This is a genomic window from Hafnia alvei (assembly GCF_034424155.1).
Lineage (GTDB): Bacteria > Pseudomonadota > Gammaproteobacteria > Enterobacterales > Enterobacteriaceae > Hafnia > Hafnia alvei.
In genome coordinates this window covers 901,906-921,274 of the sequence record NZ_CP139992.1, presented here as the reverse complement: position 1 = coordinate 921,274, position 19,369 = coordinate 901,906, and the positions used below count along the sequence as shown (strand labels likewise).

The window sequence follows — 19,369 nt, the reverse complement described above, 5'->3', positions numbered from 1 at the left end:
CTATTTAGTGCGGCAGATGGACTGCCTGCATTGTTATGTCATCATTTGATTCGTGCTTAAAACTGCGCTTTCACTTTCGCCATGATGTGGCGCACAACGCTGTAATCCTGCAAAGCATCACCGGATAAATCCTTGCCATAGCCAGAGCGCTTGAGGCCTCCGTGCGGCATTTCACTCACCAGCGTGAAGTGGGTATTGATCCACGTGGTTCCGTACTGAAGCTGCGCCGCAAGCTGCCAGGCTCGATCGATATTTTTGGTCCAAACCGAAGACGCGAGGCCGTATTCAGATTCATTCGCCCACTGCAACGCCTGTTCCAATGAGTCAACCGGTGTAATACTGACGACGGGGCCAAAAACCTCACGCTGCACAATTTCATCCTGCTGCTGACAGCCTGCGAGGATCGTGGGTGGATAGAAAAAACCGGGGCCGGAATGCATCTGCGCACCGGTGATGCGTTCGATGTGCGGATGGCCCAGCGCCCGCTCAACAAAACTCGCCACGCGGTCGCGCTGTCTGGCGCTAATAAGAGGCCCCATTTCATTTTCGCTATCGTTGCTGCGCGCATAGCGTAAAGAGCGGGCTGCATGGCCAAGAGACTCCACCAGCGCGTCATAAATTTTGCGGTCGGCGTAAACACGGCAAGCCGCTGTACAATCCTGCCCGGCGTTATAGAAGCCGTAACGGCGTACTCCCGCGACCACCTCATCTAAATCGGCGTCATCGCATACGATCACCGGCGCTTTTCCGCCCAGTTCCAAATGCGTGCGTTTTACGTTCTTAACCGCCGCTTGCATGATTTTCTGCCCGGTCACAATGTCGCCGGTAAGGGAAACCATGCGTACCAGCGGATGATTCACCAGATAATTACCCACGGTTTCGCCGCGCCCATAAACGACGTTAATCACGCCAGTAGGGATGATGGTGCGCAATAAAGGGATCAGCGCCAGTGTGGAAAGTGGTGTGTGTTCGGAGGGTTTGAAAACTACGGTATTGCCCGCGGCTAACGCAGGAGCCATTTTCCATGCTGCCATCATCAAGGGGTAATTCCATGGTGCAATGGACGCCACCACGCCGATCGCATCACGGCGGATCATCGAAGTATGACCTTCCAGATATTCCCCTCCTAGCTGCCCATGCTGGCAGCGTACGGCTCCAGCGAAATAGCGAAAGGTATCAATAGCGGCGGGAATATCGTCTGAAAGAGCCTGATGGTAGGGTTTGCCACAGTTGAGTGATTCAAGCTCGGCAAACATAGTGGCGTGGCGTTCAATCACATCGGCAATCGCCAATAATACGGCAGCGCGTCGAGCCGGAATGGTACGAGACCATGATGGAAAAGCGCGTTGTGCAGACTCAACGGCATCGGAAACCTGCTGGGCAGACGCTTCGGCGAGCAACAACAAAACCTCACCGCTGGCCGGATTGAGCAATTGCTCTTCTGGGCCTTCTCCTGCGACCAGCAGACCATCAATGAATTGCTGTGTGTTAAGTCCTTGCGTCGCGCTGCTCATGCTGCGTTCCTCTAGGGCAAAATCGACATTACTAAAATGTCATTTATTTGTAATAAAAATGTAAATTAATTAATTTTAGCCTAGAGCAGCCGCTAGCCAGCGGCAAATACGAAATTATGAACGCTGCATTCGATTATTTAGATACCTGAATCTTTATAGGGATATAGAGATGTTATAACTTGCGAGCCCCACCATTCTCGCGAGCAATTTGCAGAAACGGGGTGACGAGTTCTGGTCTTGCGCTGCCGCGCCGCCACGCTAATCCCACATCCAATGGTTCTGGCGTATCGACCAGCGTGCGGGCTTCAATCATATTTCCCTCAAGCGACCACGGGCGATAGGCCATATCAGGAAGCAAAGCGACACCAATTCCCGCCGCAACCAAGCTACGAACGGCTTCGGTGGATGCGGTGCGCATAGCAATAGTTGGCGTCAGTTTGGCTTTCTCCCAGATACGGCGTAGATGGCTGCCCATCTCATCGGTGTTGAGCTGAATGAGCGGTTCTTTCACCACGTCGGCCAGACGAATGCTGTCGTTTTCCAGCAACGGATGCAGCGGCGGGAGCCATAAGCGATACGGCGAGTGCATCAGCACTTCGGTTTGCAGCGCATCTCGGTCTTCGAGGTTCGATAAAATAAGCACCCCGATATCAATCTCGCCGTTGACCAATAAGTGTACGATATAGGGGCGTTCATCTTCAACCAGTTGGGTGGTGACATTAGGATAAGCCGCACGAAAGCGCGTAAGCATATCCACCAGAAAGTAGCCGGCGACAAGGCTGGTCACGCCAATTTTTAACGTCCCGCTGAGATTCTCACACCCCAGCTCCAGGCTGCGCTTGGCATTTTCAACCGTGGCGAGAATTAAATATGACTGACGTAGAAATTGATGTCCTTGGTGGGTGAGCTCCATTCCCTTCGCGTGGCGCTTAAATAATACGGCGCCAATCTCCTGTTCCAGCAACTGAATTGCCTGAGTTAGCGAGGACTGAGAAACAAAAACCGTCTGCGCCGCCGCAGAAATCGAGCCGGTTTCGGCAACGGCAATAAAATGGCGAAGCTGGCGTAAGGTCATCATGGGGAGATCATCCGTTTGTGCTGATGATCAAAGTGTAGACAGGAAAAACATCTCGTTCGGTTTTATGTCAAAAGTATGACGACGTTCGGATTTTCCGAATTCATATTTCTACTTGGGCGGGGAAAATACGGTGAGCGGGAAATATTAAAATTGCGGAGCGCTAAATAGACGAAAGCCCTGAGTCATTACTGACTCAGGGCTTCTGAATGTGGCGGAACGGACGGGGCTCGAACCCGCGACCCCCTGCGTGACAGGCAGGTATTCTAACCAACTGAACTACCGCTCCGCGTTGTTCCTTGTGGGAACGATGCGGATAATACGGATACCGCTCTGAGTCGTCAACTGTTTTTCTAACAAAGAATTTCAACTGAGCGCTTTTTCATCTTTTTGGCTATTTTTCAACAAATTCCGCGCAAAAAACTACTCAGCTTCAGCACGCCATAAACAGCTGCCACCCTTCTTTTGCACCAAATCAAGCCGATGTTCATGCTCAGCTAATTCATCCGCATTGGCTCTCACCACTTTTAGCGCATGCGCTTTACGGATTATCTTTTGAACTTCGCCTGTCGGCCTCGCTTTCTCGCCTTCACTTTCCATGGAAAATGTGAGCGACGTTTGCCCGCCCGTCATCGTTAAATAGACGTCGGCCAGTATTTGGGAGTCAAGCAGTGCGCCGTGCAGGGTTCGCTTGGTGTTATCTATTTCGTAGCGATTGCATAAGGCATCCAAACTGTTGCGCTTGCCGGGGAACAAGCGGCGCGCCATCACCAAGCTATCGGTGATCTTACAGAAGGTTTCCGTCTTCGGAATATCGCGATTGAGCTTACGGAACTCGTAGTCCATAAACCCGATATCAAACGGTGCATTATGAATAACCAGCTCAGCACCGCGGATGAACTCCAGAAACTCGTCGGCGATATCAGCGAAAGTCGGTTTATCCAACAGGAAATCGTCGCTGATACCGTGAACACCATAAGCCTCTGGATCGACTAAGCGATCGGGCTTGATGTAAACATGGAAGTTACGCCCCGTTAAACGACGGTTGATGACCTCAACCGCACCAATTTCAATGATTCTATGTCCTTCGTAGTGAACCCCCAGCTTATTCATACCGGTGGTTTCTGTATCGAGGACGATCTGTCGAGTTATTCCTGTGCTCATAATGTCACTTTATGTCAGACTTACGGTTTTGACTGCGGAGTAGTCTACCAGAGATGCTAAAACAGGTTGAGATTTTCACCGATGGTTCGTGCCTAGGCAACCCCGGCCCCGGTGGCTACGGTGCCATATTGCGTTACAAGCAACACGAAAAGACCCTAAGCGCAGGGTATTACCTAACCACCAACAACCGCATGGAGTTGATGGCGGCCATTGTGGCCCTGGAAACGCTGAAGGATCCCTGCGAAGTGGTGTTGTGCAGCGATAGTCAATACGTTCGCCAAGGCATCACGCAGTGGATCCATAACTGGAAAAAGCGCGGCTGGAAAACAGCGGATAAAAAGCCGGTTAAGAATGTCGATTTATGGCAACGCCTCGACCTCGCGATTCAATCGCATAAAATTGAATGGGTGTGGATCAAGGGCCATGCTGGACATGTAGAGAATGAGCGCTGCGATGAACTAGCGCGTACAGCCGCAGGCTCGCCCGACAGAGATGACACCGGCTATCAGCCTGACAACAAATAAAGCCAGATGTAGGGCAACCGTTAGTCAGATCGTTTGCGGAAGCTCTTCGTCGCGCCAACGGTTCCACGCCAGCTCGCACGTAGGCTTCTCTCTCGAAGGGCAGTCGGCGTGAGAGGAACGGTTCTTTTACGCGCCACGATAATGCTTAGGCAACCCAATACGGGTAAATGTTTGCCAAGGAATAAGCCACCGCGACGGTTCCACGGTAAAATTTGGCTGCGATTCTCATACAAAACTTCATAGTTTAGGAGTTGCAGCCAGTCTTTCATTCGCATCATGCTAAACATTCGGCTGCTATAAGGCAGTTGGTTACGCAGTTTAGGAACCAGTTTACCTAGGCCAACCAGGCTGGTGGGGTTAAACCCAGTTAGAATAAGCCAGCCGTCATCCACGAGCACACGATCAACTTCGCGTAAAATTCGATGAGGATCGCTGGCAAAGCTTAAGCTATGCGCAAGCAGACATGCATCAACGGATTTAGCGGCAAAAGGTAAACAGCATGGGTCGGCGATTACCTGTAGGTTATCGCCTTTCATCCCTACGCTGACCTGATGAGATATACCGCATTTTTCGGTAGCGAGCTGAGAGCTCAGCGTGCCGATTTTAAGAAGATGATAACCAAATAGCTTCGGCCACCAAGGCGCAAGCTGCTGCTCTAATGCGGCACGGTAATACTCTCCCCAAGGGATCTCACTCCACGACAACGGAGGAGAAATCATTCGTGTTATCTGTGCTGGTTTCATCCGTTCACCTATATAGGGGGAATCCCCCAATGGAGAGCTATCGATTATGAATCTTATCAGTATCCCTGCAATGCAAGATAACTACATTTGGCTGCTCGCCAACGATCAACAAGAATGTTTGATCGTCGATCCCGGCGTTGCGGCTCCGGCTTTACACTACCTGACGGAAAATAAGCTTACTCCTAAAGCCATCCTACTCACGCATCATCATAATGACCACGTAGGCGGCGTGGGCGAGATCTTGCTGCACTATCCGGATATTCCCGTATATGGGCCACACGAAACGGCCAATAAAGGCTGCACGCAGCAAGTTCGTGGACACGATGAAATTACCGTATTAGGTATGACTTTCAGCGTGTTGGATGTTCCTGGGCATACTCTCGGACATATTGCTTACTATGCCACTCCCTATCTATTTTGTGGAGACACCTTATTTTCAGCGGGTTGCGGACGTATTTTTGAAGGTACGCCTGAGCAAATGTATGCCTCTTTACAGCTCATTGCGCAACTTCCTGATAACACCTTAATTTGTTGCGCTCATGAATATACTGAGTCAAATCTTAGGTTTGCAAGATACGTTTTACCAGAAAACAAAGAGATTGAAACATATCAGAAACAAGTTCACGAGTTACGGTTAAAACACCAACCTAGCGTGCCTTCTTTACTCAAAATTGAGAAGGAAATTAATCCTTTTTTACGTTGTTATGATAATGATTTGCAACGAAATTTAGGATTCGAAAATCAACCAATTAAGACTTGGCAAGTTTTTGCCCGCCTACGCGACATGAAAGACAGCTTCTAAAGCTTTTTGTTGTGTTTTGAGGCTAGGCAAAGTATTATTGCTCGTCTTTTAATCACCAGTAGACACACACATGAAGGCTAAAGCAATTATCTTTGCCTCTATGTTGCTGGCCGGGTGCCAAGGCGTAAACCATCACGCTAATGAGCCCGAACAGTATGCACAGAGTTTGTCTTCAGTCAGTCGAAGTGAAGCAGGACAGCCCTCAAGGGACGCTCGAGCGACCTCCGCGCGATGGCTCAACGATAGTAGTAGTGACATTGCGCAGAAAGATTTGTGGGGCTTCATTAGTGACGATCTGAAGATGAAGGTTCCGGACAATAGCCGGATCCGCGAACAAAAAAATAAATTTTTAAGAAATAAGAGCTATCTCCACGATGTAACATTACGGGCAGAGCCGTATATGTACTGGATAGTCGAGCAGATTAAGCAACGTAAAATGCCGATGGAACTGGTACTACTACCCATAGTGGAGAGCGCTTTTAACCCACACGCAACGTCATCCGCTAACGCCGCAGGGCTTTGGCAGATAGTTCCTCAGACGGGGCGCAATTACGGGTTGAAACAGAACCAGTGGTATGACGGTCGACGTGATGTTGCCGCCTCTACCACCGCCGCATTGGATATGATGCAGCGAATGAACCGCATGTTTGGCGGTGACTGGTTATTGACGGTGGCTGCATTCAATAGCGGTGAAGGCCGTGTGATGCAGGCAGTCAAAGCGAATAAGCGTAAAGGTTTGCCGACTGATTTTTGGTCATTGTCATTGCCACGCGAAACATCTATCTATGTTCCGAAGATGCTAGCACTGAGCGATCTGATCAAAAATAATAAACGTTATGGCATTAAACTGCCGCAGTCTAACGACCAACGTGCGCTGGCAAAAGTTGATGTAGGGCAACAGATTCAGCTGACTCAGGCCGCAGAAATGGCGGGCATGTCTCTGACGAAGATTAAGGCATTTAATCCTGGTTACAAAAAGAATGTAACCGCACCAAATGGCCCGCACTACATCATGGTGCCAAAAGCACATGTTGAGCAGTTTAAAGATTCACTGGCCGAAGGCGAGATTGCAGCAATCCAGCCCAATGCGCAGTTAGCCTCAACGAACACTTCGTCTAAAGCGAAAGTTTCAGGCTATAAAGTTCGTTCGGGCGATACGATATCTGCAATTGCTAAGCGTTTAAATATCAGTCAGAAAGAGTTGTTGAGCATGAATAATCTGCGCAGCAACAGCAAACTGAAAGCCGGTCAGACATTGCAGGTGGCGAATAACGCCAGCACGTCGATCGCTGATAACAGCAGCATTACTTACAAGGTACGTAAAGGCGACTCACTGGCCAGCATTGCAAAACGTCATGGTGTAAACATCAATGATGTAATGCGTTGGAACAGCGTCATTACGAAAGCGAGTCAAATCCAGCCTGGCGATATGCTAACGCTGTATGTAAGAGACTCAGCTAACTCCAATAGCTAATGCTCGTAAGCAGAATCAGTCAAACGCAAAAAGCGCCGCAAGGCGCTTTTTTTATAGCTGGATTTTAAGTTACGATTTAGTCAGGTTTAAAATCGACCAATAGCGGGTTATGGTCAGATGCCTGTGTAACTAACACCGATGCCTCAACAACACCCAGGCCACGATAGAAAACAAAATCTAGAGGTCGTCCAAAGGCTGTCCGGCGACGATCGTTGGTAAAGTTGACCTCCTGTAGCTCCATCCCACTCGCAAACCTCTGCAGCGCGTTGATGCGCTGTTTGCTCCAAGCGTTAAAATCTCCGGCCATGATCACAGGGCCTTTATGTAGCGCTATCTGTTCGCCAATCGGATCGAGCTGCTTGCTATATACGTCCACACCCAAGCTAAAATTCACCGCATGGATATTCACAACCATTAATAACCGTCCGTCAAACAACGGATAAACGGTGACTAGCGCAGATTTTGACAATCGAATTAACGGTTCTTTTTCTCGCAGTGGACAGCAATAAACCGGGTGTGCAGCGGCCAAAGTCATCACGCCAGAAGGGTGCTGCGGAAACGAAAACGCAGGAACCTGATCGGCGGTAAGATAATTGCTTGTCGCAAATTTGACTAATTCAGGGGTAGTTTGCGCCTCTTGCAAGAGAACAAGCTGCGAGCTTTTACCATATTCTTTTAACACTGACAGCCAGTCTGAACGCTGCTGCTTAAAGATGTTCCACACCATAATGCGTAGAACATTATCTGTTGGAAGAGATTGAGTAACGGGCAACGTTTGCCCCAGCTCATTCATTGCGCCGGGGAATACTCGCTCAGCAGGAAGACCCGCCACATACCTCATGGCATAATTTTTTTTCCGCACTTTCGCCGCCTGTTTGTGAAAATTCATTCAATCATTTCAACAATCGTTCGAGAATTATACGCCTTCCACAACGACATCAAAAACAATCTAAAGCACTTAACTTGTTATAGGGACTAATGCTGGGAAAAACAACTGTGGCGGGGGTAATGGCGAGTAAAGCTAGGTAAGTTAGGCATAAATTAGCAGCGGGTTTAGTGCTAGTTTAGAGTTTTTAAAACGTAAATGAAAAAATCAACCTCTGAAGAGATGGGTTTAAAGGGGCATTGTCTGTTTTAGTCCAGTAATAACGCCATTTGTTGTTCGTTTTCTTGGGCTCTCTTATCCTGATGTCTCCCGTAATCCCTGATAATTTCTTCGTTCACTCCAACTGAGTCTGCAAAGTAGTCTCTCTCCCAAACATGATTATCCCAGAGCTTCTTTCGTATATGTGGGAACTTGTTGTAGAGACGAATAGATGTGCGCCCTTTCGGGACGCTCATCAACGTTGAGATACCAGCCAAGTACAGGCGCTAAAGGCTGAACTTTATCAGTTTAAAGAGGCGGCGATGGGAACGAAGGCGCTGATTGCTTAATGGGGTGAAGATGAATAAAAAACCCGTGGGATATCGGCCATGATATTCCTCGGGCTTTATCTAAAGGTATTTATTTAATGACATCGACGGAATTAAATTCAAATGATATTTTCTTATCCTCGCTATCTTCTAGTTTATATTTATTTCGGTCGTTTGAGATATCAATAATTGATATTTTAAGAAGCATGAATTGTGTTAGCCCTCCCCCCATGCCCTCCATTCTAATATTACTGACGTCATAAAAATAAAAAGACACCACATCATTAAAATCTTCATCGTCACTTAGTGAAAGTAATATATTATATTTCATAGTACTAGGATCAATGTCTATGTGTATGAATTTCAATGCATTGTTTTTTATCAAAATTCTATTTATTTCGTTAAAATCCATAACTAGTTCACTCCTGTATTAGTTCTAGTTTGTTTTCCTTTTGGACTATATCCAGGACCATATTCATAATCATGTACATGAGGATTAGAATGATAATCTGGAGCCGACGGATTACCATATCCATGGTTAGTATAGTCGGTACGTTGTATCTGCCTACCATATTGATCATATTTAATAGTTGAATACTCAAGCTCACCTGTATCAGGGTTAAATTTATAATGTTCTAATTCTCTTGTGCCTGGAGTGACTTGGTGGGGAGCATTCTTGTGCCATGCTGAATCTGGTAATAATGGACCATCATTATTTACATCTGTTTTACATAACCCCAGCGGATCGATCCATTTTAATGGATTACTGACGTAACCATAAGGATTGGTACCACCTTCCAGCCCTATCGGATCCGGCGACACATACTGCCCCGTATCACCATCATAGTACCTGAAACGGTTGTAAAACAACCCAGATTCGTCATCCTCGTATTGCCCCGGGAAACGCAGGCGGCAGCTCGGGGCGTCTTCCTGATTTCTACCGTCTTCTTTGCCCCAGAGCTGCGGTTTGCCTTTCCAAACTATGGTGCCCTCTTCGGTCAGCAGCTCTTGAATTCGCCCGACGGTGTCTGTGACCGCATAGTGCAGGTGCCCCTTTTCGTAGCGCGCCAGCGGTGTAAAACTGCCCGGTTCATATATCCAACGGATGGCGTTTTCATCTTCCGGTTTACCGTCTGCACCAACAGGAATTTCCTCTGCCAACTGGTCGCCATTCCAGTGAAAATTTATCCCCGGTTTGTCGCGGTTAGTACAGCGTTTGCTGATGCGTCTGCCAAACGGGTCATATTTGTATTCCCAGCGCTCACCCTCTGGGGTCTCCAGCCCTGTTAGCTGGCTCTTTGCATCCCAGCGGTAGCGCCACTGCAGGGGGCGATAGCCACCTTTATCCACCAACTTCTGTATCAGTCTGCCGTTAACATCGTACTTCCAGGTAATATTGTGCTCATTCACCACCCGGACAAATTTCCCCTCTTCCGGTTTGCCGGTGTCCGGATTGATACGGTGCGTCTGGTGCCGCCAGCCTTTGTGCTCGCTGTATACCACCCGCCCCTGCTGTTGCTGTTGGTGGGTCTCGCTTTCCAGCACCTCATTCACCCATGTTTGGCGGCGAGTGATGTTCAGATTTTTGTCATACGTGAAGCGTTCTTCGCACATCGGCACAGGGCCGCTGCCGGTCCAGGTGGCGTGGCTTATCTGGTCATTGGCGGTCACGCTGTTGAAGGCCGAACCGCGCAGCGAGTCCGATATCATCGTCAGGTTGTACGCGTGGTCGTACAGCCACTGGCGTTGCAGGCTTTTGTGGCGGGTGTCCGGCTGGGCGTGATGGTCTCCGGCAGCCTGCTTTGTCAGCATTCCGGTCTGGGTGTAGCCCAGCGTTTGATAAAACCCGGCGTCGCTTTTTCTGGCGATTTCCTGGCCGCGCAGGTCGTGTTCAAACGTGAGCGCAGCGTGGTCGTTAAGCTGCCATGATGTCAGATGCCCCATCAGGTTTCGGGTAAAGCGTTCTGTAATACCGGCGCTGGTGCGCTGTGTGATGGTATCCAGTTCAGGGTCATAACGGTATTCTGTCCGCCTGCCGTTCAGGGTTTCAGCAACAATCTGGTGTGCATCGTTATATTCAAAGGTCACGGTGGCAGCGTCATTTTTCGCCTCCACCAGACGGCACTCTGTGTCGTAACGAAAGGTGGTGGTACTCAGCGTGCGGTTGCTTTCCCCGTGTGTCACCTCTTCATCGGTAAGCTGGTCGGTGACGTTATAACGCCGGTTGAGGTGTGTGCCGTCCGGGAAGGTGGTGCGGATACAGCGCCCGGCGGCATCATATTCATAGCGCAACGTGCGACCGGTGAAGTCCGTTTCGGTGATGAGTTGCCCGGATTTGTCGTATTCGAGTTGATACTGTTCGCCTGCGGCGTTGATGATGCCCGTTAAACGAGTGAGTTTATCGTAGCGACATTCCAGCCGTTCGCCGTCCGGGCGTACCAGTGCCGTAAGCAGATCGAATGCGCCATATTCGTAATGGGTGGTTTTGCCCTCGCCATCGGTAAAGCTCTCCGCGAGCTTTTCGCTGTTCTGGCGCATTAACTCCCGAACGACACGCCGATCCGCAGATATTAAGACACGTTATTTTCACGCTATCCGATGCTGCTCCTTGAAGGCGAATGACTGCGCGAGGCCGGATTTGAGACAGGCGCACATTTGACCGTAATAATATCGAACAGCTGTATTGTGCTTATTCGGGAAAGAGACGAAGTCGATAACCTGAAGCATGAGCAGGAGTCACTTCGCCAGCAACTACGGGATATTAAGTAGGCTAACAAGAATATTAAAATATATTACGTGGAATGACTAATTAGAAAAAAGCCGGAAAGATCTAGCGATCTTTCCGGCTCTATTTTATATCATAATAAATTGTTGTTTTTTGCCAATTTTATTTCCCATGACATACTATCTGAAATGGTTATTAAAGCTAGGCAGTGTGATAAATCTCCATTGTCTAACACACTATATTGCACTGGTTTTAATAATGCAGCTAAAAAAAAATTAGTTATGTCGTCCAATGAATTAGCAAAAGAGGTTAGTTCATCCCAGGATAAATTTAAACCGGTATCGCTGGATAAAACTTGCTGCTCAAAGTCAATCATTGACATACCCCTTGGTGCAATACCAACTGCTTCTATTTCATATAGATACCAGTCCCATTTATTAGGAGGTATTTTCTCTAATAAATGAGATAAACGGATCTTTTCTCCGTTATGCCACATCAGTCCTTTACTCACATTCATTATGGAATCTCCAGAGGTTTTGCCGGGCCATGCTGAGGTGTTCCCCCCGTAGGGTTAGGAATATAATCATGCTGATGGGGATTTGGATGTTCATTCGGTCTTCCATGATCTGTAAAGTCAATACCTCTCTTAGGAATTAAATTGCCATTTTCATCACGCCCCCATTCTCGGGCTTGAGTATAAGCTCCTTTTCTACCTGATTTAGTACCTAATTGAGTATGCGGTGCGTCAACATCAGGGATCGGATTCCCATTTTTATCTCGAGGTAATGGACGATCAGGTCGATAAGTACCATGGGGATTCTTATTACCACCATCCGTTTTGCACAACCCCTTCGGGTCAATATATTTCAGCGGATTCGATACATACCCGTAAGGGTTCACTCCCCCCGCAAGCCCTATCGGGTCCGGCGACACATACTGCCCCGTATCACCATCATAGTACCGGTAACGGTTGTAGTACAACCCTGATTCTTCATCCTCATATTGCCCCGGAAAACGCAGGTGGCAGCTCGGGGCGTCTTCCTGATTTCTGCCTTCTTCTTTACCCCAGAGTTGCTGTTGTCCCCGCCAAACTATGGTGCCCTCTTCGGTCAGCAGCTCTTGAATTCGCCCGACGGTGTCTGTGACCGTATAGTGCAGCTGGCCCTTTTCGTAGCGCGCCAGCGGTGTAAAACTGCCCGGTTCATATATCCAACGAATGGCGTTTTCATCTTCCGGTTTACCGTCAGCGCCAACCGGAATTTCCTCTGCCAACTGGTCGCCGTTCCAGTAAAAATCCATCCCCGGTCTGTCGCGGTTAGTACACCGTTTGCTGATGCGCCGACCGAACGGGTCGTATTTGTATTCCCAGCGTTCGCCTTCTGGGGTTTCGAGTCCGGTAAGCTGGCTTCTGGCATCCCAGCGGTAGCGCCACTGCAGGGGGCGATAACCGCCTTTATCAACCAGCTTCTGTATCAGTCTGCCGTTAACATCGTATTTCCAGGTAATATTGTGCTCATTCACCACCCGGACAAATTTCCCCTCTTCCGGTTTGCCGGTGTCCGGGTTGATACGGTGGGTCTGGTGCCGCCAGCCTTTGTGCTCGCTGTATACCACCCGCCCCTGCTGCTGTTGCTGGTGAGTCTCGCTTTCCAGCACCTCATTCACCCACGTTTGGCGGCGGGTGATGTTCAGGTTTTTGTCATACGTGAAGCGTTCTTCGCACATCGGCGCAGGGCCGCTGCCGGTCCAGGTGGCGTGGCTTATCTGGTCATTGGCGGTCACGCTGTTGAAGGCCGAACCGCGCAGCGAGTCCGATATCATCGTCAGGTTGTACGCGTGGTCGTACAGCCACTGGCGTTGCAGGCTTTTGTGGCGGGTGCCCAGCTGGGCGTGGTGGTCTCCGGCAGCCTGCTTTGTCAGCATTCCGGTCTGGGTATAGCCCAACGTCTGGTAAAATCCGGCATCGCTACGGCGGGATGTTTCCTGGCCGCGCAGGTCGTGTTCAAACGTGAGCGGAGCGTGGTCGTTTAGCTGCCATGATGTCAGATGCCCCATCAGGTTTCGGGTAAAGCGTTCTGTAATACCGGCGCTGGTGCGCTGTGTGACGGTATCCAGTTCAGAGTCATAACCGTATTCTGTCCGCCTGCCGTTCAGGTTTTCAGCAACAATCTGATTTGCATCGTTATATTCAAAGGTCACGGTGGCAGCATCATTTTTCGCCTCCACCAAGCGGCACTCTGTGTCGTAACGAAAGGTGGTGGTACTCAGCGTGCGGTTGCTTTCCCCGTGTGTCACCTCTTCATCGGTAAGCTGGTCGGTGACGTTATAACGCCGGTTGAGGTGTGTGCCGTCCGGGAAAGAGGTGCGGATGCAGCGCCCCGCAGCATCGTAGGTGTAGGTCAGCGTGCGCCCGGTGAAGTCTGTTTCCGCAACAAGCTGCCCAGCTTTGTCATATTTAAGGCAATAGCGTTCACCTGCGGCGTTGGTAATTTCGGTTAAGCGAGTCAGTTTATCGTAGCGACACGTCAGCCGCTCGCCGTCTGGGCGAACAACTGCTGTTAACAGGTCGAATGCGCCATATTCGTAATGGGTGGTTTTGCCCTCACCATCGGTAAAGCTCTCCGCGAGCTTTTCGCTGTTCTGGCACATCAACTCTTGCGCGGCACACAGCAGCACCTCAGAACTCGCTATTACTCACGCTATCCGATGCTGATCCTAAAAGGCAACTGGCTGCGCGTATTCATCTTAAAGGCAAATAGTTGCGCGAGGCGGGATTTGAGACGGGGCACATCTTACCGTGAAAATATCTAACGGCTGTATTGTACTTATTCGTGACGCGATGAAGTGGACGTTCTGAAGCATGAGCAGGAGGCGCTTCGCCAGCAACTTCGGGATATTAAGCAGGCTAATAAAAATATTAAAAGTGTGCTGCGAGAAATGACTAATTAAATAATTTACAGATAGAAAGCCGGGAACATCTAATGATCTCTCCGGCTTTTTATTTACTCTGAATAAGGAATTATCTCGTAATCAATTAGTTCTGAGGAAAAATACACATCAGACATTCTAAAATCACTCTCGGTTTCCATAGAGTCAGAATAGGGCGAAAAATCAATGTAATGAGTGTTGTTTATATTCATGTAAGAAATACCAGAAGACAAAACAACATTTGAGTAGTTTAATTTTTGTTTAACGGAAAACTCTTTTAGTCCATTCAACTGAAATTTAACATTTACCCATTCTCTATTTTCTCCTCTCATTGCAGATATGACGATAAATGCGCTATCAAAAGACTGGAACTCTATCTTCCTGATTAGCCCATCATATCCATTAGCTATTTCTTTTAATAAATTACTAATCATTTCATTTACCTATTGGTGTATGCGGTTCTAATTCCGGAGGCAATTTATCCCAACCAGGAGGAATTGTTGAATAAGGGTTGTGAGGTTTGCCAGCACCATGCCCAGATGCAGGGTTGCCAGGAATAGGGAACTCATGATAATGCCCTGACCCAATGCCGTGGTTTTTAAAATCAACATGGCCTATTACATTTCCATTTGAGTCATATATAGCATTTTGTACAACCTTTCCGGTCTTTGGATCAACATGGCTATAAAGAGAGTTAGGCGAAGCGCCACTAGTCATTGGCTTATCAGTCCCACTATAGTGAGTTAAATCTCCCTTACACAGCCCCAGTGGATCTATCCACTTCAGCGGATTCTGTACATATGAATACGGATTTATTCCACCCAGCAGCCCTATCGGATCCGGCGACACATACTGCCCCGTATCACCATCATAGTACCGGTAACGGTTGTAAAACAACCCTGATTCGTCATCCTCATATTGCCCCGGAAAACGTAGGCGACAGCTCGGGGCGCCTTCCTGACTTCTGCCTTCTTCTTTGCCCCAGAGCTGCGGTTTGCCTTTCCAGACTATGGTGCCGTCTTCGGTCAGTAACTCCTGAATACGCCCGGTGATATCCGTCACCGCATAGTGCAGGTGCCCCTTTTCGTAGCGCGCCAGCGGCGTAAAACTGCCCGGCTCGTAAATCCAGTGGATCGTATTTTTATCATCTGGCGTACCATCAGAGTGCAGTGGGATTTCCTCTGCCAACTGGTCGCTGTTCCAGTGAAAATCCATCCCCGGTCTGTCGCGGTTTGTACAGCGCTTACTGATACGCCTGCCAAACGGGTCGTATTTGTATTCCCAGCGTTCGCCTTCTGGGGTTTCTAGTCCGGTAAGCTGGCTTCTGGCATCCCAGCGGTAGCGCCATTCCAGCGGGCGGTATCCGCCTTTATCGACCAGTTTTTCCACCAGACGACCATTGGCATCATACTTCCAGGTGATGTTGTGGGCGTTCACTACCCGGACAAATTTCCCCTCTTCCGGTTTGCCGGTGTCCGGGTTGATACGGTGCGTCTGGTGCCGCCAGCCTTTGTGCTCGCTGTATACCACCCGCCCCTGCTGTTGCTGCTGGTGTGATTCACTCTCCAGCACCTCATTCACCCACGTTTGGCGGCGGGTGATGTTCAGGTTTTTGTCATACGTGAAGCGTTCTTCGCACATCGGCACGGGGCCGCTGCCGGTCCAAGTGGCGTGGCTTATCTGGTCGTTGGCGGTCACGCTGTTGAAGGCCGAACCGCGCAGCGAGTCCGATATCATCGTCAGGTTGTACGCGTGGTCGTACAGCCACTGGCGTTGCAGGCTTTTGTGGCGGGTGTCCGGCTGGGTGTGATGGTCTCCGGCAACCTGCTTTGTCAGCATTCCGGTCTGGGTGTAGCCCAGCGTCTGGTAAAATCCGGCATCGCTGCGGCGGGATGTTTCCTGACCTCGCAGGTCGTGTTCAAACGTGAGCGGAGCGTGGTCGTTCAGTTGCCATGATGTCAGATGCCCCATCGGGTCGCGGGTAAAGCGTTCTGTAATACCGGCGCTGGTGCGCTGTCTGACGGTATCCAGTTCAGAGTCGTAACCGTATTCTGTCCGCCTGCCGTTCAGGGTTTCAGCAACAATTTGATTTGCATCGTTATATTCAAAGGTCACGGTGGCAGCGTCATTTTTCGCCTCAACCAGACGACGCTGCGTATCGTAACGAAAAGTGGTGGTACTCAGCGTGCGGTTGCTTTCCCCGTGTGTCACCTCTTCATCGGTAAGCTGGTCGGTGACGTTATAACGCCGGTTGAGGTGTGTGCCGTCCGGGAAGGTGGTGCGGATACAGCGCCCGGCGGCATCATATTCATAGCGCAACGTGCGACCGGTGAAGTCCGTTTCGGTGATGAGTTGCCCGGATTTGTCGTATTCGAGTTGATACTGTTCGCCTGCGGCGTTGATGATGCCCGTTAAACGAGTGAGTTTATCGTAGCGACATTCCAGCCGTTCGCCGTCTGGGCGTACCAGTGCCGTAAGCAGATCGAATGCGCCATATTCGTAGTGGGTAGTTTTCCCCTCACCATCGGTAAAGCTCTCCCCGAGCTTTTCGCTGTTCTGGCGCATTAACTCACGTACGCCGTCCGGGCGGTTGATTTCCTCGACGCTGCCCTGTGGCCCGGCGTGGGTTTTGCTGTGACGGAACTGCGTGGTAAAACCGAGTGGATCGTTGACACTCAGCAGGCGGCCCAGAATATCCTGTTCGGTCTGCGTGATGCCGCCGTCTGGCGCAACAGTCTCGCGCACCTGATGCAGGGCGTCATGGCGCCAACGCCAGGTGGCTCCCCCCGGCAAAACACGTGCCAGTAAATCACCCTGCTCGCTGTAGCTGAACTGCTGCTTCCGACCCTGTGGGTCGATCAGGCAGACCATGCTGCCTTTGTCGTCATAATCCCACTGCCACACCTGATCGCCGGGCGTAGTTAGGCGAGCTAACTGACCGTTTTCGTTATAGTCATAATACAAACTGTAACCGCCAGGCAGGGTAACCTGAATGATTTCTCCTTCCCGGTTATAGCGATACGCGGTGGTGCGCCCCAGCGCATCCGTGCGAGACTGAAGTCGGGCATTATTCCAAACGGTAATCTCTTCCCGCCCCAGCGGATCGGTGCTGCGGGTAACCAGACCGTCCTCGTTATACCAGTAACGGGTTTCGCCGCCTTCCGCATCCAGATAGGTGGTGCATTTTTCATCATCGTTATAGATAAAACGATCATCGAAATAGCCTTCCGTTGACAGCGTGCTGACAGCGCGCCCCTGCGGATCATAACGGATATCCACGCAGGTTTTGTCCGTATCCCGCCAGCGGGTCATGAAGCCTTCTGACGTGTACTCATGCCATAAATGCGAGAACTGGAAGGTATCGCATTCTGCCAGAAAATCATTACTATCATAATGACAGCTCACCAGGCGCTGTCGCTGTGGCGTCACCAGATCAATACTCATCAGTTGAGACTGTTGCCAGGCAAGCGTAAGCGTATAGCCGTCACTGTGACGGACTTCCGTCAGCAGGCCATTCGTGCGGATAAAATTAATCCGGTTGCCATAATTATCGAAGACAGCGGATAACAGCCAGACGCCCTTTCCTGCCGGGGAAAAGAGCTGTGTCTGCTGCGAACGGCGATCGAAAACGCTCACCCCGTCTCGCAAATTCCCTGTCAACCGGTAATGTGCCTGACGAGAATTCACCGCCCCGCGAAAAATACCGTCCTGCGGCAGGCGGTAATACAGTACAACGCCTTCACTGTCGGTAAAATGCAGCCGGTTATCCTGTGACGTCAGCGATGCAGACCATTCATCGGTCCATTTCGGGCCAAAAATCCCAGCACCTTTAGCCTGAGAGCGGTAAAAGCGCGAGAGCGTCAGCGGCAGGGAGCCTGGCAACGAAAGCACGCTAAAATGCTGGAGAAAATCGCCGGTGCCGATATCTACAGGTTCACCGGGTTTCGTACACAACTGAGCATCAACCCCCTGACTCTCACCAGTCCCCTCGATTTCACCGCTAACATTTGCACCATCCTGGCCTTCGGGTATCACATTATCCGCCAGCTTTTCTGTATCTTTTGCAGCATCTCCGGCCTTATCAAGTTTCAGTAGATCGGCGGTGAATTTTCCTGCGGCCGCTTCTTCACGTGCCAGTTCACTGACAGCCCGCATCGCTTTAAGGCCTGTGAATCCGACTTTCAACAGACCATACCCCGCGAACACCAGCGAACCATAGTCAAACATCCTGCCACCGACTTTCTGCGTCTCGTTACTCATCTCCAGTCGGTATTTATCCAGATTAAAGTCACCGGCGTGTGCCATCACCTCCTTGCCCATCTGGTTCTCTGACTCCCCCATCTTATCCATGCCCATCGCCGACAGGATGGCCGCATTCATCTGCATTTCTCCGCCATACTGCAGGTTGCTACCCTGGATCAGCATCGTTGCTATATCAGGGATCTGGTTCCAGATTGCTTTGATGAAACCAATAGTCATCTGAACCTTCAGAGGAGCTGTATCGATTTCTAACCGGTTTTGTTCCATCTGGATCATCAACATTCGATCCCAGATGCTTTGCTCTTCTTTTGTTTCTGGCTTTGGTGCAGGATCGGCTTCGCTGGCTGGAATTGCTGCTTTAGGTGGCTGACCGATAATTAACCCTGTCGTATTCCGGGCATTCATCCAGAACGTGTCGAAGTGCCTGAGAACAGGCTTCCCCCCTGCAAAAACCGTTTTACTGAACTCCAGTGGTTCGCAGATATCGCCCACCGTACCGCTCTTAATCCCTTTTGCCACACCCGGCTCATCCCCTTTGGTGTAAGGGATAAAACTCTGATCCAGAACCAACACCGGACATCCGTTGACTTTCACGGATGGAACGATCTGTACTGCATCCCCCATAAAGGCAATGACCGAATAGGGGATCGGCGGAGTGGCGCACCCCATTGGGGTTTTGCAGACGTCCGGGCACAGGCTGACCACCGTCCATGACCCGTCCTGACGTGCCATATAATTATTCGCCAT

General features: G+C 50.0%; 13 protein-coding genes, 1 tRNA gene and 2 pseudogenes. 3 read left to right on the top strand and 13 right to left on the bottom strand.

The genetic code is table 11. The annotated features are described in order from the left end of the window. Positions 1 to 56 precede the first annotated feature (56 nt). From U0008_RS04225 to dnaQ, 4 genes are all read right to left on the bottom strand, one after another. Positions 57 to 1,514 (bottom strand): gamma-aminobutyraldehyde dehydrogenase, encoded by a 1,458-nt coding sequence (locus U0008_RS04225; protein WP_043491185.1) that lies wholly within the window; start codon positions 1,512 to 1,514, stop codon positions 57 to 59. Positions 1,515 to 1,686: 172 nt separating this feature from the next. Beyond that, positions 1,687 to 2,592, bottom strand: a complete 906-nt coding sequence (locus tag U0008_RS04220) for a LysR substrate-binding domain-containing protein (protein WP_043491183.1) — start codon at positions 2,590 to 2,592, stop codon at positions 1,687 to 1,689. A gap of 209 nt (positions 2,593 to 2,801) precedes the next feature. Next, positions 2,802 to 2,878, bottom strand: a tRNA-Asp gene (locus tag U0008_RS04215). A 134-nt stretch (positions 2,879 to 3,012) separates the two neighbouring features. Then, positions 3,013 to 3,753 carry a DNA polymerase III subunit epsilon gene (dnaQ, locus tag U0008_RS04210; protein ID WP_025800395.1) on the bottom strand — a complete coding sequence of 247 codons (741 nt, stop codon included), beginning with the start codon at positions 3,751 to 3,753 and terminating at the stop codon, positions 3,013 to 3,015. Between dnaQ and rnhA the strand changes: the two are divergent. After that, positions 3,707 to 4,277 (top strand): annotated as a pseudogene (rnhA, locus tag U0008_RS04205) (ribonuclease HI). The gene dnaQ and the pseudogene rnhA sit on opposite strands and share 47 nt — an antisense overlap. A 20-nt stretch (positions 4,278 to 4,297) precedes the next feature. Here rnhA and U0008_RS04200 read toward each other — a convergent pair. Next, a complete protein-coding gene (locus tag U0008_RS04200; RefSeq protein ID WP_043491180.1) occupies positions 4,298 to 5,020 on the bottom strand; it encodes a class I SAM-dependent methyltransferase in 723 nt (240 codons plus the stop codon). 46 nt (positions 5,021 to 5,066) lie between these two features. Here U0008_RS04200 and gloB point away from each other — a divergent pair, with 46 nt between their 5' ends. Both gloB and mltD read left to right on the top strand, forming a co-directional pair. Next, a complete protein-coding gene (gene gloB / locus U0008_RS04195; protein WP_043491178.1) occupies positions 5,067 to 5,822 on the top strand; it encodes a hydroxyacylglutathione hydrolase in 756 nt (251 codons plus the stop codon). 70 nt (positions 5,823 to 5,892) lie between these two features. Then, complete coding sequence (gene mltD, locus U0008_RS04190; protein WP_043491177.1) at positions 5,893 to 7,296, top strand: murein transglycosylase D; 1,404 nt, start codon at positions 5,893 to 5,895, stop codon at positions 7,294 to 7,296. 76 nt (positions 7,297 to 7,372) lie between these two features. Here mltD and U0008_RS04185 read toward each other — a convergent pair whose 3' ends face one another. The 8 genes and pseudogenes from U0008_RS04185 to U0008_RS04150 all read right to left on the bottom strand — a co-directional run bounded on the left by U0008_RS04185 (position 7,373) and on the right by U0008_RS04150 (position 19,369). After that, positions 7,373 to 8,137: an endonuclease/exonuclease/phosphatase family protein gene (locus tag U0008_RS04185; RefSeq protein ID WP_004090817.1), complete on the bottom strand. Its 765-nt coding sequence runs from the start codon at positions 8,135 to 8,137 to the stop codon at positions 7,373 to 7,375. Positions 8,138 to 8,430: 293 nt separating this feature from the next. After that, positions 8,431 to 8,649 (bottom strand): annotated as a pseudogene (locus tag U0008_RS04180) (transposase); the annotation flags it as partial. A 151-nt stretch (positions 8,650 to 8,800) separates the two neighbouring features. Next, a complete protein-coding gene (locus U0008_RS04175) occupies positions 8,801 to 9,121 on the bottom strand; it encodes a hypothetical protein (protein WP_043491176.1) in 321 nt (106 codons plus the stop codon). A gap of 2 nt (positions 9,122 to 9,123) precedes the next feature. After that, positions 9,124 to 11,247: an RHS repeat-associated core domain-containing protein gene (locus U0008_RS04170; protein ID WP_080723913.1), complete on the bottom strand. Its 2,124-nt coding sequence runs from the start codon at positions 11,245 to 11,247 to the stop codon at positions 9,124 to 9,126. 320 nt (positions 11,248 to 11,567) lie between these two features. Beyond that, positions 11,568 to 11,951 carry a hypothetical protein gene (locus U0008_RS04165; RefSeq protein WP_121626114.1) on the bottom strand — a complete coding sequence of 128 codons (384 nt, stop codon included), beginning with the start codon at positions 11,949 to 11,951 and terminating at the stop codon, positions 11,568 to 11,570. Beyond that, on the bottom strand, positions 11,951 to 14,083 hold the full coding sequence (locus U0008_RS04160; RefSeq protein WP_080723915.1) for an RHS repeat-associated core domain-containing protein: 2,133 nt from the start codon (positions 14,081 to 14,083) through the stop codon (positions 11,951 to 11,953). Before U0008_RS04160 ends, U0008_RS04165 begins: the two co-directional genes overlap by 1 nt. Before the next feature lie 353 nt (positions 14,084 to 14,436). Then, positions 14,437 to 14,796 carry a hypothetical protein gene (locus U0008_RS04155; RefSeq protein WP_043491171.1) on the bottom strand — a complete coding sequence of 120 codons (360 nt, stop codon included), beginning with the start codon at positions 14,794 to 14,796 and terminating at the stop codon, positions 14,437 to 14,439. Position 14,797: 1 nt separating this feature from the next. Further along, positions 14,798 to 19,369: a PAAR-like domain-containing protein gene (locus U0008_RS04150; RefSeq protein ID WP_080723912.1), complete on the bottom strand. Its 4,572-nt coding sequence runs from the start codon at positions 19,367 to 19,369 to the stop codon at positions 14,798 to 14,800.

Coding starts and splice junctions, on each gene's coding strand:
- U0008_RS04225 (WP_043491185.1), bottom strand. CDS start 1,514: ATGAGCAGCGCGACGCAAGGACTTAACACACAGCAATTCATTGATGGT.
- U0008_RS04220 (WP_043491183.1), bottom strand. CDS start 2,592: ATGATGACCTTACGCCAGCTTCGCCATTTTATTGCCGTTGCCGAAACC.
- dnaQ (WP_025800395.1), bottom strand. CDS start 3,753: ATGAGCACAGGAATAACTCGACAGATCGTCCTCGATACAGAAACCACC.
- U0008_RS04200 (WP_043491180.1), bottom strand. CDS start 5,020: ATGAAACCAGCACAGATAACACGAATGATTTCTCCTCCGTTGTCGTGG.
- gloB (WP_043491178.1), top strand. CDS start 5,067: ATGAATCTTATCAGTATCCCTGCAATGCAAGATAACTACATTTGGCTG.
- mltD (WP_043491177.1), top strand. CDS start 5,893: ATGAAGGCTAAAGCAATTATCTTTGCCTCTATGTTGCTGGCCGGGTGC.
- U0008_RS04185 (WP_004090817.1), bottom strand. CDS start 8,137: ATGAGGTATGTGGCGGGTCTTCCTGCTGAGCGAGTATTCCCCGGCGCA.
- U0008_RS04175 (WP_043491176.1), bottom strand. CDS start 9,121: ATGGATTTTAACGAAATAAATAGAATTTTGATAAAAAACAATGCATTG.
- U0008_RS04170 (WP_080723913.1), bottom strand. CDS start 11,247: ATGCGCCAGAACAGCGAAAAGCTCGCGGAGAGCTTTACCGATGGCGAG.
- U0008_RS04165 (WP_121626114.1), bottom strand. CDS start 11,951: ATGAATGTGAGTAAAGGACTGATGTGGCATAACGGAGAAAAGATCCGT.
- U0008_RS04160 (WP_080723915.1), bottom strand. CDS start 14,083: ATGTGCCAGAACAGCGAAAAGCTCGCGGAGAGCTTTACCGATGGTGAG.
- U0008_RS04155 (WP_043491171.1), bottom strand. CDS start 14,796: ATGATTAGTAATTTATTAAAAGAAATAGCTAATGGATATGATGGGCTA.
- U0008_RS04150 (WP_080723912.1), bottom strand. CDS start 19,369: ATGGCGAATAATTATATGGCACGTCAGGACGGGTCATGGACGGTGGTC.